Genomic DNA, 13,273 nt, shown 5'->3' with positions numbered 1-13,273 from the left:
ACACTATACCCAGCCAACGTGCCTCGGCTGGTTTGAGGCATCCAGTAGATGCCTAATTTAAATTTTTATTTTAATAAATCTCTCATTCATTAATAGATAAAAATCTCAAGGTTAATGATGGCATGTTGTTTTAGTTGTTTTCCTATGTAATTAGAGTCGGTGACATGATACCTTTCCTGTCGAGTCCAAACTCGATAAAAGGGAAGCGAAATGAAATCATTTTATGTGTATATCATGGCAAGTAGGCGTAATGGTACTCTGTATACCGGCTCAACATCAGATCTTATTAAACGTGTCTAGGAGCATAAATATTCGGTGATTAGAGGCTTTACAGCTAAATATAATGTACATATGTTAGTCTATTATGAAATACATGAGTTTTATGTGGTGGCTGCCGGACGTGAAAAACGCTTTAAAAACTGGCCTAGACAATGGAAATTAAATTTGATTGAAAAATTAAATCCTGCTTGGGAAGTTTTATATGATAAAATTTGTTCTTAATTGAATATTCCCTTGGATGCCTCGGGCAAGCCAAGGCAAGTAGGCCTTAAAGGCGAAGTGTCAACATGGACGCCCTAGAATAACAGTTTATGGTTGAATTAGGAGACGATTGAACTGGAGAGTTTAGTGTTAAATGAAATTAAGCCATTTACAATATTATTTTTTATCATTCTCTATTTAACTATATTTCTAAGCTTATATATATTACAAAAATTTATCCGCACTCACCCAGAATACTCAAGAAAATTTATCCATATATTTTGTGGTTTAACTTGCCTAACTTTTCCCATTTTATTTAATAATATTTTATCTGTTATCGTTATTATGGGTTTAACTATCGTATTTTTTTTAATACTACGTCTGCCTTATCTTAAACATACTTTTAATCCAGTTTTTAATTTAAGACATTTATCTTTAGGAGAAATCTATTTTCCAATCAGTATCATTTTGCTTTTCTATTTAACAAAAGAAAATTATTTACTCTTTGCTATCCCTGTTTTAATTCTTTCTCTTGCTGATGCTGCAGCGAGTATTATCGGCGTTAAATATCACCGTATTCAATATACCCTCTTTAACAATAAAAAATCTTTAGAGGGATCAGCGGCTTTTTTTATCATTAGTTTTTTCTGTATTGTTATTCCAATTTACTTAATAAAAGATTCATTTCCTTTATTAAGTTCATTGTTGCTTGCACTTATTCTTACTTTGTTAGAAGGGGCTTGTAGCAAGGGTTTAGACAATTTACTGCTGCCTATTTGTACTTATCTTTTACTTTATTATTTTTTTTAAATTTTAAAATCAAAAAATAACGTAATTTTACATTATATGAATCGCGCATACTTAATTTTATTATATGAAGGAAAGCCTTAACTAAAATAAGGAGGTTTATTATGACTTCAAGTTTAAAACGTTTAATTAAAGTATTAGTATGGTCTGAAGGAACAGAACCAAAAGAAGTATACCCTATAGGCATTAATGGTCATATTGCTAGTTTTTTAACAGAAAAAGCTGACATAGATAGTCATGCTATAAGTTTTAATGATGATAGCTTTGGTATTAAAAAAGATACGCTCAAACAAGCGGATGTATTAATTTGGTTTGGTCATAAAAAACATCATGAATTACCAGATGAAATAGCTAATCAAATTACGGAAGCTATCGAACACGGCATGGGATTTATTGCTCTGCATTCCTCACATTTTTCTAAACCCTTTAAAAAAATTCTCAAGGCAAGCGGTCAATGGCAAAGCTACAAAGACACCGGCGAGCCTGAACACATTGAAATATTGCTACCGCATCATCCTATCGCCGCAGGCATAAGTAACTTTACTATTCCACAAACGGAAATATATGAAGAGCCTTTTGAAGTGCCGACACCTGCTGAAGTCATTATGCAAGGCAAATGGAATAATAATCTAATAAGTCGAGAAGTGTTAACTTGGCAAATTAATCAGGGTAAAGTTGTTTATATTCGTGCTGGCCATGAAGATTATCCAATATATTTTATGCCACAAATGCAGAAATTAATTGTAAATGCTGTATATTGGACAGTGAGTTTTAATCATTAGAGTTTTTGCCTAACCTGCGTCTTTTACTTTATTGCCGCGTTGTAAACGTTTCTGCGGTGCTCATTTACTTCATGTAAACTCCGCTCCTCGAAACTTTTACGCCTTGCACTAAATTAAAATTCACAGGTTAGGCAAAAACTCTTTAAGTGATATTAAAATAAAGTTAATCAAATTCATTTGCTTGCAAAAAACGATTCGCTTTGATAATTAGTTCAGCTTTATTTCGACAAGCCAGTTTCTTGCGTAAAATTTGTAAATAATACTCTATTGTTCGGTGGGAGAGATCCATCTTTTTTGCGATCTCTTTTGCGGATAATCCTTGGATAAGATACTTAAGACATTTCCTTTGTTGCCCATAAATTGCTAGTGAATTTGTCTCTAAATAAATATTATTGGCTTTAACATAAGGTTGCATAGTGTATAAACCTATAATACCTGTAATTTCTCCAGCGGCATTAATTAAAGGAGATTTATTGACCAAAACCTCAAAATAGGATGAATTCACATGACAATGCTGTTCTAAGTGATTCATTAAAAAATAACCTTTGGCTACTTTTTGATCCCAACGTAAGTATTCCAACGCAAGAGTCGCCCATGGTAAATCAAAATCAGTCTTGCCGCTTATATCGCGCAATGTCTTATAGCCTGTCGCTGCTATAAAGGAAGGGCTTGCGTTAATGATTCGACCTTGTAAATCTTTGACAAATAAAAAGCCAGGAATTTGTTTAATAAGGTCAGAATCCTTAAAAATATAATTATTAAGTGTTTCCATACTGTAATTTTCCTGTATTTCAAATAAAGCTAAATTTGCTAAGCTAACCATTTATAATATAGGACTCACAAAAAATACCAAGGTCAAGGCAAAAAACATTTTTAATGAGGGAGTTTAGATAACTTAGGACCGAATTAAAAATGTTTTTTAACGAAGAGATTGGTGTTTTTCGTAAGTCCTATAATAATTATAATTTTTACTAGGGACAAATTAAATACTATGAAAAAACTGCGCTGGGGAATGATTGGTGGTGGATTGGGCTCAATGATTGGTCCAATCCATCGTTATGCTGCGAGATTAGATAATGTATATGATTTAGTTGCTGGTTCCTTTAGTCAAGATATTAATAAGTCAAAACAATTAGGGCAAACACTAGGCTTAGATGAATCAAGAATTTACCCAGATTACCAAACAATGTTAGAAAAAGAAAAAAGCTTACCCCAAGAGCAGCGGATAGAGGTTATCTCTATTGTTACACCTAATCATCTCCATTTTCCTATTGCAAAAGTCGCCCTAGAGAATGGCTTTCATATCATTTTAGAAAAACCAATGACCCTTAATTTAGAAGAAGCAATCATTTTAAGGGATTTAGCCAGAGAGAAAAATCTTTTGGGCTATGTTTTATATACTTATGCTGGTTACCCAATGATTAAAGAAATGCGTGAACAAATTAGAATGGGTAAAATAGGTGCGGTAAGGAAAGTACATGTGAGTTTTACTCAAGGCTGGTTAAGTCAGTTTAATGAGCCAAGTAATAAACAGGCAAGTTGGCGGCAAAATCCAAATTACGCAGGTGTATTAGGCACAATGGCTGATATTGGCATTCATGCGTTTCATTTAATAGAGTATGTTACTGGCTTACGAACAGAATCTCTCTTTGCTGAAATTAATACCTGTGTGCCTAATCGATTATTAGATGATGATGGCACTATTTTATTACGATTTACCAATGGTACTAAAGGTATTTTGCTTGCCTCTCAAATAACCATTGGTGATAGCGCCAATTTAACTATTCAGGTAGTAGGCGAAGAGGGTAGCTTACAATGGGAACATACTAACCATCATCAATTAAAATACGCCAACCTCAATGCCCCAATTCAAATTTATGAAGCAGGCAATAACAATACCTATCTTTCAGAAAATGCTTTAGCTAACTGCCGTCTACCAGCCGGCCATCCCGAAGGAATGATTGAAGTTTTTGCTAATCATTATTATCAATTTTATTTAGCTATCAAAAATTTAGAAAAGCAAGAAAGAGAGTTAAATTATCCAGATTTAGATGCAGGTATAAGAGGCATGTGTTTTTTAGAAACGATACATTTGGCAATGCGGGAGGGTAGTTGGGTAGATTTAAATTTATTTTAGCAATATCAATTTGCCTAAACAATTTTATATTTTAAGTGAGTTGTCATCCCAGTTTTTCAAACAGTTTTATGTTTGATAAAATACTTTTCTAAAATTGCTAAGTTAGTCATGTTAGCAAAAACCCCAACTAAAGCGGGGTTTTTTATTTGAAATATAAGATTAAGCTTGTTGCAACGCTTTAATCACCGCCCCTAAAAACCGGGTCGCTTCACCACCAGTTACCGCACGGTGATCAAAACTTAATGATAAGGGTAGCATGCGATGTGCGACAACTTTTCCATTGTCTACTACTGGTGCTTCATATAAACGACCAACGGCAAGAATAGCAACTGTCGGTGGTACGATAATAGGACTGGCAAAGCGGCCGGCAAATTTACCAAAATTAGATAAAGTAATGGTCGCACCTTTTAAATTATCAGCAGGGACCGAGCGCTCACGGACCGTTTCCTTATACTCATCAATCTGTTTTCGTAATTCAGTTGCTGATAAGGTATTTGCCTGATGAATTACAGGTACAAATAGCCCATCTTCGGTATCCATGGCTAACCCTAAATGCATTTCTTTAAAACATTTGCGGGCATTATGTAGTGTATCAAACCAAGCATTTAAAGCAGGCTCTAATTGACAAGCTTCAGTTAGTGCTGCAATAAGGCGAACAGTAATATCACTTTCAGAGGTCCATGCATGAATGTCTGCTTCATCAAAAATAGTAACAGGTACGACATCGCGATGAGATTGAATCATGCTATTTAGCATGGTTCTTCTAACGCCCCGTAAGGCTTCAAAACCTTCTGGAAGCTGCGTTTGATTAGAGGCCGCGCGTTCCACGTCTTCACGGGTAATCATGCCATGTTCGCCACTTCCTAATAAAGTAGCTAAGTTAACGCTTAGTTTTTTTGCTAGCATGCGTACCGTGGGAGTTGCTTTGGCGCGAGTTGTATTTGTTTTACTTGCGCCAATTGTAAAGTTATCTTCACTTACATCATGACTTTCTTCTAAGTTGCCAACTACGGTTCCTTTATCTGCTTTTGCTGCAGCAGTTGCTTCGAAAGCAACAAGCGGCGTACCTGTTTTTAATACATCGCCCGGTTTACCATAAAGCTTGGCAATCACCCCGTCTTGTGGACAAGGCACGTCAACAACGGCTTTTGCGGTTTCCATAGATACTAATGGTTGATCAGCTTTAACGGTATCGCCTTCTTTGACAAACCATTCATGAATTTCTGCATCGGGTAAACCTTCACCTAAATCAGGTAAATTAAAAATATTCATTATTACTCCATTATGCTGATAACAGTGTCTTTGATTCGTTTAACACTAGGGATATAGTATTTTTCTAGTTGAAAATAAGGCATCACCGTATCATACCCAGTGACTCGTTGAACAGGCGCAAGCAAACTATCTAGGCAATTTTCCATGAGCTGAGCTGAAATTTCAGCGCCAACGCCCCCTGTTTTAGCTGCTTCATGCACAATCACACAGCGGCCTGTTTTCTCAACGGAATTTAAGACGGTCTCAATATCTAATGGCTTAATCGTTGCCACATCAATCACTTCACAAGATAAGCCCTCTTCATTTAATTGTTTGGCTGCCTGCATCGTTTCATGAATACTAGCACCCCAGCTTACTAGAGTTACATCATCACCTTGCATAAGTGTAAAACACTTGCCAATAGGTAATGCTTCACCATTATCTTCTACAGGTTGCTTAACTAATCGATAAATACGCTTAGGCTCTAGAAAAATAACTGGATCAGGATTTCTAATAGCAGCAAGAAGTAAACCATAAGCACGCTTTGGCGATGAAGGAATAACGACTTGTAAACCAGGAATATGCGCAAATAAAGCTTCAGTACTTTCGGAATGATGTTCTGGTGCGCGGATACCACCACCAAAAGGCGCCCGAAAGACTAAAGGGCAGTGTAAGCGACCACGGGTACGATTACGCATTCTAGCAGCATGCGAAATAATTTGATTCATAGCAGGGTAAATAAAACCCATAAATTGAAATTCAGCAACTGGCTTTAAGCCTTGAATTGACATGCCGACTGCAAGCCCGCCAATCATTGATTCAGCCAAAGGGGAGTCAAACACACGGTGTTCACCAAAGCGTTCTTGTAAACCTACAGTCGCACGAAAGACCCCACCATTTTTACCGACATCTTCACCGAATACAATGACATTTTCATCCTCGGCTAATTCGTAAGCTAGCGCTTGGGTAACTGCCTCAACAAGGGTAATATCAGGCATTTGTGGCTTCCTCCATAGCTATTGCGCGCTGTTCAACTAAATAATCGGGTAGTTCTGCATAATGATAATCGAATACTGTATTAACAGTTTGTGGCGATTTCTTTAAGTAGTCATCAACTTGTTGCTGAACAAATTCGTTACTTTCATCGATTAATTGTTTTTCTTGGTCATCATTCCATAATTTTCTTTCGATTAGAAAGTTTTTGAGTCGTGCGATAGGCTCTTTTAATTGCGCTTCTTCAACTTCACATGCAGGTTGATAACGGGTAGCATCATCAGCAGTAGTATGGTCACACAAGCGATAAGTAAGTGCTTCAATTAAAGTTGGACCACCACCTTGGCGCGCTTTTTCGATAGCCCGCATAACCACATCGCGACAAGCTATGACATCATTCCCATCTACTTGAATACCTTCAAAACCAGCAGCAATAGCTTTTTGCGCAATAGTTTTGCAGGCAGTTTGTTTGGCTAAAGGTACAGAAATAGCCCAACGATTATTATTAACTACAAAAACTACAGGTAAATGCCAGGCACCAGCAACATTAATTGCTTCATAAAAGTCGCCCTCTGATGTTCCGCCTTCGCCAATACATGTCACGGCAACACGTGGTTGTTTACGATATTTAAAAGCGAATGCTACACCTGTAGCATGAAGACATTGAGAGGCAATAGGTACACAAATGGGTAAATCTCCCGAATTACAGTTAAATTGGCTACCTCTTTCATCACCACCCCAATAGGCTAAAATTTCAGCCATTTTAACGCCGCGTTGTAGTTGAGCTGCATAATCACGATAATAGGGAATTAAGACATCCTCTTTATGCATGACATGGCCAATGGCGGTGGAAATGGCTTCTTGACCGTTAATCGGCGCATAAGTACCCATCCTACCTGTACGCTGCAGTGCAATTGCTTTTTTATCAAAGATGCGTGTACGAACCATAATACGGTAGAGCTCTTGTAAAATAGAGCCATCTTCTGCCCATGTGGGCAGTGAATTATGTAACTTTCCTTGTTCATCTAAAAATTGTTTAAATGCTATTTCAAAATGTGCGATTATTGTCACACTACATCTCCTTTTCTAAGCATAGAGACATAGAATACTCATAAATTTTAATAAACACCATCTTTAGACGTTCGGATTAAATCTTTGCTGTCATTTGTGCCACTTACCTTATTAACTTTTTTTGAATTTTACTTAGAAAAGCTTGGATTAGATTATCACTTATGCAGTTACTCTCATTAAGTGACCAAACTATATAATAGTAGTGGTATTTAACTTAATGGCTTTTGTAATTTTTTTTACTTTTGTGAAAAAAAAAGGCAACATTGCAGGGCAAACTAAAATATCAAGTAGTTTTGGTAGAGAATTATGACGAAGTTTTCAATAATTGATATTCCCTATACTAATAAAGTCAGCGACTATTATACCAAGTTAACCCAGTTGCCTGGATTTGTTCTGTTAGAAAGCGCTGATTCTACTCGAGGTCGCTATGATATTATAAGTGCTTACCCTTATAATACTCTCTCCACCAAGCATTTTACAGCCAATGCATTTTTAGATGCACTACAAAGAAATATACCTTTAGTAGATTATCAATTAGATTTACCATTTCAGGGTGGAGCAATTGGTTTTTTTTCTTATGATTTTGGTTGTGAATTAGCTGACGTTTCTTGTAAAAAACAAAAATCATTAGTCAGTATGCCAAGCGCTCAAATTGGTTTATATGATTGGGCAGTTATTGTTGATCATCATTTAAAAAAAATTTCCCTTTTTGCTGCTAACACGCAAGCTGAAACCCCTGCAATTGTTCAAGAGGTTTTGCTTAAATGGCATGGTCAGAAAATAACGGTAAAGGGTATAGTTCCTCAAAAAACATTTACTCCTTTAATTACAAAAGCACAATATCAAAAGGCTTTTGTTAATATTCATCAAGCGTTAAAACAAGGACGTTGCTATCAAGTTAACTACACACAGCCTTTCAAAGCCTACTTCGAGGGTGAGCCTTGGGCAATTTATAGCAAGATAAGAGCAGGCAACCCTGTGCCATTTGGCGCTTTTATGAAAATAGGCGACGTAATTATTTTGAGTTTTTCGCCGGAACGTTTTATTAAATTCGAAAATGGGCAGTTACTTGCCTCGCCCATTAAAGGAACAAAACCGCGTGGGCAAACTAAAGCAGAAGATATTAAGTGGCAACAGGCATTAAGTGCCTGTCCTAAAAATCGTGCAGAGAATGTGATGATCGTTGATTTAATGCGTAATGACTTAGGCAAAATTGCTAAAGTAGGTACAGTTAAAGTACCTGCTTTATGTGAAGTAGAAAGTTATCAGGCGGTACACCACCTAGTGAGTCACATTACAGCAGAGTGTGTTGATATTGTTTCGCCGGTTGCCGCCTTTGCAAATTGTTTCCCCGGTGGTTCAATTACAGGTACACCAAAGCGTGAAGCTATGCACATGATTGCGGAACTTGAGCCTTATCGACGAGGTGTTTACTGTGGCAGTATAGGTTACTTCTCTGCTCATGGCCGATTTGATACAAATATTGCCATTCGAACTATTGTTGCTGCTGATAATGAACTTTACCTTGCTGCAGGTGGAGCTATTGTTATTGATTCAATTTGTGAAGATGAGTATGACGAATGCTTCACCAAAATTGCTGCTATTTTAAAGGGCTTATAATTAAGTAAGACTTCTCAGTTGGGCTTGTAATTTATTTAATAGGCTTAAGAACTAGTTTCCATACTGGATCCCGCGGACAAGCCGCGGAACGTAGGCGTAAAAGTATTCTTGCCAATAGAATTAGGTATTGACATATTCCGCCCAATAACTTTCCGTGACTTGCTTTGTAGAAATCCAGTTGCTAATTGCCTAAATGAGTCCTGCGGAAAAGCTGCAGGACGTAGGTAGAGAAGTAATCTTACCAATAGAAAGTAGGTAGACAGTAGGCATTAAAATATGCTCCCGCCTACGTTCCGCGACTTGTTCGCGGGATCCAGAGTTTAACCACTGGATTAGATCTTGCAGATGCGTAGGATGCAGTTGGAAAGATAATAGATAACACAATAGTAGGTTTGTGCGCAGATAAGATATGTTTAAAGAAACAGGGTGCTAGTCTTAGATAAAAAGGCTATTTAATAGTTCTTCAATTTTAACTTGTCTTATACTTAAGCTCTAATCAATAAATTAATAGTGTTTAAAAGGATAACGCATGCAACGTCGTAATGCAGCTGTACTTGTTTTGCATGAACGAGTAACTAATTCAATTATACTGACTGAGCGTAGTAGTCAATTAAAAAATCATCCTGGTGAAATATGTTTTCCTGGCGGACTATGGGAAGAGGAGGATAAAACTCTCTTTGCTACTGCATTAAGAGAGCTTCAAGAAGAATTAGGGATAACGGCAGAGCGTGTCACATTATTAAAATCCTTAACACCAGAGCAAACCTTAACTGGCTATCTAATCTATCCTTGGTTGGCATCCATTGAAACAATTGAACCTTATGTGCTTAGTGAAGAGGTGACCGATGTATTGCGAGTTCCAATTGATAAAGTCTGCAACATAGATCATTATCAAAAAATAGAAGTAGAAAGGCGTGGGTTTAAATTTATGTCTTATCAATTTACTGCAGAAACGCGTTTCGTATGGGGTGCAACTGCACGAATTATGATGCAATTGTGTTAAAGTAAAAATAAATAGCCGCTAGATTAAATTTAACTTGCGGGGAGTTGCTATAGTGTAATAAAACTTATTACTTTAGATACCAATGGCTAATGATATAATTCATTTAATCACCCATAGCAGCTGTCTTTTGCATGAAATGGGCCATGGGCACCCAGAATCTCCAGCGCGACTTAGTGTATTAATTGATGAGTTAAAAACATCTGCATTGCCATTAAACTGGCATGATTCCAAGGCTATTTCTTATCAATTTTTAGAAAGCATTCACGCTTTGCCTTATTTAAAAAGGTTAGATTCGTCAGCGCCGACTGAGGGTTATATTTCTGTTGGTTCAGACGCTATTATGAATACACAAACCTTAACAGCAGCCCTGCATGCAGCAGGGAGTGTCATTGATGCAGTTGATAAAATTTATCAAAATGAAGCAAAAAAAGTATTTTGCTTAATTAGGCCGCCTGGCCATCACGCGATGCGTGCGCAAGCAATGGGTTTTTGTTTTCTTAATAATCTTGCTTGTGGGGTTTTATATGCTATACAAAAATATCAAGTACAACGTATCGGTATAGTTGATTTTGATGTACATCATGGTAACGGAACACAAAACATGATACAAAGTAATCCACATGTATTGTTTTGTTCGTCTTTCCAGTATCCTTTTTATCCTTTTGATCCCGTTATTATTGAACATCCAATTATTGCGCATTTACCTTTAGCAGCAGCTACTAGAGGTAAGGACTATCGTCAGCAGTTTGAAAGGGTATTTCTGCCACGTCTTGAGCAATTTAGACCTGAAATTTTATTTGTTTCAGCGGGCTTTGATGCGCATCATCAAGATCCTATAGGTGGTCTAAATTTAGATGAAGAGGATTTCTTTTGGTTAGGCAAAAAATTAAGTGAAATTGCTAATCGGTATGCAAATGATACTATCATTTCAGTGCTTGAAGGAGGATATAACTTGCAGGCGTTGGCAAGATCGACGCATGCGTACTTACAAGGTCTTCAATCTTAATCATTCAGCCTTATTCCCCGAACAGCTGTATTTGGAGCATCTTGCGAGAAAAAAATAGCAAAAAATTGCTCACATAGATAGCTAATGCTGCGCTTTTTTTGCCATTTTTTTCGTAACTTAATCGTAAATTTAACTATTCACCTAATAACGTCAACTTAAAGATTTTGTCATTTCCGCGTAGGCGGAAATCTATCTGAACACTCGCACTGTGCCTGCATAAAGATGGATTCCCGCCTACGCGGGAATGACAAAGCTATTCTTAAGTTGACGCCATTAACTGTTCACAAGGATTCACTATTTTGTGAACAATATATCAAGCTTTCTAATATTTAATAGAACAGCTAACTTTGCCATATATTACGTCAAAAGCAGCTGCCCTTTAGTAGAGGTTTATGGCTATTAATGTAAAGCTCGTCTTAAGATTTTACCTACATTTGTTTTAGGTAATTCTTTGTAAAATTCAATTTCTTTAGGTACTTTATAGGAAGTTAGGTGTTCACGGCAGTGGGCAATAAGGTCTTCTGGTGTTAGTTTTTCATCCCGTTTTACGACACATGCTTTAACGCGCTCGCCAACTCTGTCATTTTTTACACCGATGACGCCTACTTCAAGAACGCCAGGATGTTGACTAATGACTTGTTCAACTTCATTAGGATAAACGTTAAATCCTGAAACAATAATTAAATCTTTCTTTCTGTCGACTAAATAAATGTAACCATTCTCATCTATTCTAGCAATATCGCCTGTTTTTAAGAACCCATCTTCGGTCATAACGAGGGCTGTTTCATCAGGGCGTTGCCAGTAACCGGCCATGACTTGAGGCCCCTTTACACAAAGCTCACCGATTTCATTGATATCAAGCTCTTTCCCGCTATCATCACGAATAGATACTTCTGTTGACGGTAGGGGAAGACCGATGCTGCCATTATAATCTTCAAGATACATAGGATTAATGGTTACCGCAGGGCAAGTTTCTGTTAAACCATAAGCTTCTAAGATGCGAGTTTTAGTCATGTCATGCCATTTTTTTGCGACACTTTTTTGTAAAGCCATACCACCTGAAAGGGTAAGCTTAACATGGGAAAAATCAATTTCTTTGAATTTGGAATGATTTAATAAAGCATTAAATAAGGTATTTACGCCAGTAAGTGCTGTAAATTTACTATTCTTTATTTCATCAATAAAATGTGGGATATCGCGAGGATTAGTTATTAAAATATTTTTAGCGCCTATTTTTATAAAGGTTAAGCAATTAGCGGTCAAAGAAAAAATATGATAGAGAGGTAAAGCTGTAACAATAATATCTTGTTTAGTAAGGTCTAAAGGTTTGATCCAGGAATAAGCTTGTAAGACATTCGCGACCATATTGCCATGAGTTAAAACGGCACCTTTAGCAACGCCTGTGGTCCCGCCTGTATATTGTAGAAAGGCAATATCTTTATGGCTAAGTGGTGGGATGGTTAGAGGTTTATCTGCTTTATGCTTAAAAGTAGCATTAAATTTTATCGCTTGTGGTAACTTATAAGCTGGAACCATTTTTTTAACGTATTTAACAACCATATTAACAATGGTTCGCTTTATAGGCGATAAAACATCACCAACCTCAGTGACAATTACATGTTTGATCGTTGTATGGGGTAATGCCTTTTCTACTGTCTTTGCAAAATTCGCTAAAACGATCAGGACTTCTGCGCCTGAGTCATTCATTTGATGAATAACTTCATCGGCTGTATATAAAGGATTAGTATTAACAACAATCAATCCTGCTCTGAGTATGCCAAATAAAGCAATTGGATATTGCAATAGATTAGGCATCATGATTGCAACACGTGATCCTTTTTTTAACCCAAGGCTTTGAAGAAAATGGGCAAATTGCCTGCTCTTTTTTTCTAATTGTGCATAAGTTAATTGATAACCTAAATTAACATAAGCAACCCGATCAGCAAATTGTTGACAAGATTTCTCAAATAATTCGATTAGCGAGCTAAATTGACTAGGATCAATTTCATGGGGTACGCCTTGCTGATAATTTTTTAACCAAATTTTCTCCACGATGATGTCCTTCTGTTATGAATCCCCACGTGTTAGTATAAACAAAAATGGAGGCCATGGATATTGTAAGC

11 protein-coding genes and 1 pseudogene are annotated in these 13,273 nt (G+C 36.8%); 7 read left to right on the top strand and 5 right to left on the bottom strand.

What is annotated here, in order from left to right:
• Positions 1-210 precede the first annotated feature (210 nt).
• From E1P04_RS11515 to E1P04_RS11505, 3 genes and pseudogenes are all read left to right on the top strand, one after another.
• Positions 211-501: pseudogene (locus E1P04_RS11515) on the top strand (GIY-YIG nuclease family protein).
• A 126-nt stretch (positions 502-627) separates the two neighbouring features.
• Positions 628-1,290, top strand: coding sequence for a diacylglycerol/polyprenol kinase family protein (locus tag E1P04_RS11510; RefSeq protein WP_131783052.1), 663 nt, complete (start codon positions 628-630; stop codon positions 1,288-1,290).
• A 101-nt stretch (positions 1,291-1,391) separates the two neighbouring features.
• On the top strand, positions 1,392-2,069 hold the full coding sequence (locus E1P04_RS11505; RefSeq protein WP_131783051.1) for a ThuA domain-containing protein: 678 nt from the start codon (positions 1,392-1,394) through the stop codon (positions 2,067-2,069).
• Between the two features lie 163 nt (positions 2,070-2,232).
• Here E1P04_RS11505 and E1P04_RS11500 read toward each other — a convergent pair whose 3' ends face one another.
• Entirely contained in the window at positions 2,233-2,841 is a 609-nt protein-coding gene (locus tag E1P04_RS11500) for a PAS and helix-turn-helix domain-containing protein (RefSeq protein ID WP_165482761.1), read from the bottom strand.
• A 219-nt stretch (positions 2,842-3,060) separates the two neighbouring features.
• On the opposite strand from E1P04_RS11500, the gene E1P04_RS11495 reads away from it, so the two are divergent.
• Positions 3,061-4,206, top strand: coding sequence for a Gfo/Idh/MocA family protein (locus E1P04_RS11495; protein ID WP_131783049.1), 1,146 nt, complete (start codon positions 3,061-3,063; stop codon positions 4,204-4,206).
• A 159-nt stretch (positions 4,207-4,365) separates the two neighbouring features.
• Here the strand turns inward: E1P04_RS11495 and E1P04_RS11490 are convergent, their stop codons facing one another.
• Genes E1P04_RS11490 through pdhA form a run of 3 tightly spaced genes read right to left on the bottom strand, consistent with a single transcriptional unit; the run spans position 4,366 to position 7,521 of the window.
• Complete coding sequence (locus tag E1P04_RS11490; protein WP_131783048.1) at positions 4,366-5,478, bottom strand: dihydrolipoamide acetyltransferase family protein; 1,113 nt, start codon at positions 5,476-5,478, stop codon at positions 4,366-4,368.
• Between the two features lie 2 nt (positions 5,479-5,480).
• Positions 5,481-6,455, bottom strand: a complete 975-nt coding sequence (locus tag E1P04_RS11485; protein WP_131783047.1) for an alpha-ketoacid dehydrogenase subunit beta — start codon at positions 6,453-6,455, stop codon at positions 5,481-5,483.
• Positions 6,448-7,521, bottom strand: a complete 1,074-nt coding sequence (pdhA, locus tag E1P04_RS11480) for a pyruvate dehydrogenase (acetyl-transferring) E1 component subunit alpha (protein WP_131783046.1) — start codon at positions 7,519-7,521, stop codon at positions 6,448-6,450. The genes E1P04_RS11485 and pdhA overlap by 8 nt, the downstream gene beginning before the upstream one ends.
• Before the next feature lie 306 nt (positions 7,522-7,827).
• Between pdhA and pabB the strand changes: the two genes are divergently transcribed.
• From pabB to E1P04_RS11465, 3 genes are all read left to right on the top strand, one after another.
• Positions 7,828-9,141: an aminodeoxychorismate synthase component I gene (gene pabB / locus E1P04_RS11475; RefSeq protein ID WP_131783045.1), complete on the top strand. Its 1,314-nt coding sequence runs from the start codon at positions 7,828-7,830 to the stop codon at positions 9,139-9,141.
• 529 nt (positions 9,142-9,670) lie between these two features.
• Positions 9,671-10,144: an NUDIX hydrolase gene (locus E1P04_RS11470; RefSeq protein WP_131783044.1), complete on the top strand. Its 474-nt coding sequence runs from the start codon at positions 9,671-9,673 to the stop codon at positions 10,142-10,144.
• Between the two features lie 82 nt (positions 10,145-10,226).
• Complete coding sequence (locus E1P04_RS11465; protein ID WP_131783043.1) at positions 10,227-11,150, top strand: histone deacetylase family protein; 924 nt, start codon at positions 10,227-10,229, stop codon at positions 11,148-11,150.
• 399 nt (positions 11,151-11,549) lie between these two features.
• Here E1P04_RS11465 and E1P04_RS11460 read toward each other — a convergent pair whose 3' ends face one another.
• Positions 11,550-13,202 (bottom strand): AMP-binding protein, encoded by a 1,653-nt coding sequence (locus tag E1P04_RS11460; protein WP_131783042.1) that lies wholly within the window; start codon positions 13,200-13,202, stop codon positions 11,550-11,552.
• Positions 13,203-13,273: the final 71 nt, after the last annotated feature.

The organism is Legionella gresilensis, from assembly GCF_900639865.1.
GTDB classification, from domain to species: Bacteria; Pseudomonadota; Gammaproteobacteria; order Legionellales; family Legionellaceae; genus Legionella_C; species Legionella_C gresilensis.
Note: the sequence above shows the minus strand (reverse complement) of the source record. Positions and strands in the feature narration are given on the sequence as shown.

Coding starts and splice junctions, on each gene's coding strand:
- E1P04_RS11505 (WP_131783051.1), top strand. CDS start 1,392: ATGACTTCAAGTTTAAAACGTTTAATTAAAGTATTAGTATGGTCTGAA.
- E1P04_RS11500 (WP_165482761.1), bottom strand. CDS start 2,841: ATGGAAACACTTAATAATTATATTTTTAAGGATTCTGACCTTATTAAA.
- E1P04_RS11495 (WP_131783049.1), top strand. CDS start 3,061: ATGAAAAAACTGCGCTGGGGAATGATTGGTGGTGGATTGGGCTCAATG.
- E1P04_RS11490 (WP_131783048.1), bottom strand. CDS start 5,478: ATGAATATTTTTAATTTACCTGATTTAGGTGAAGGTTTACCCGATGCA.
- E1P04_RS11485 (WP_131783047.1), bottom strand. CDS start 6,455: ATGCCTGATATTACCCTTGTTGAGGCAGTTACCCAAGCGCTAGCTTAC.
- pabB (WP_131783045.1), top strand. CDS start 7,828: ATGACGAAGTTTTCAATAATTGATATTCCCTATACTAATAAAGTCAGC.
- E1P04_RS11470 (WP_131783044.1), top strand. CDS start 9,671: ATGCAACGTCGTAATGCAGCTGTACTTGTTTTGCATGAACGAGTAACT.
- E1P04_RS11465 (WP_131783043.1), top strand. CDS start 10,227: ATGGCTAATGATATAATTCATTTAATCACCCATAGCAGCTGTCTTTTG.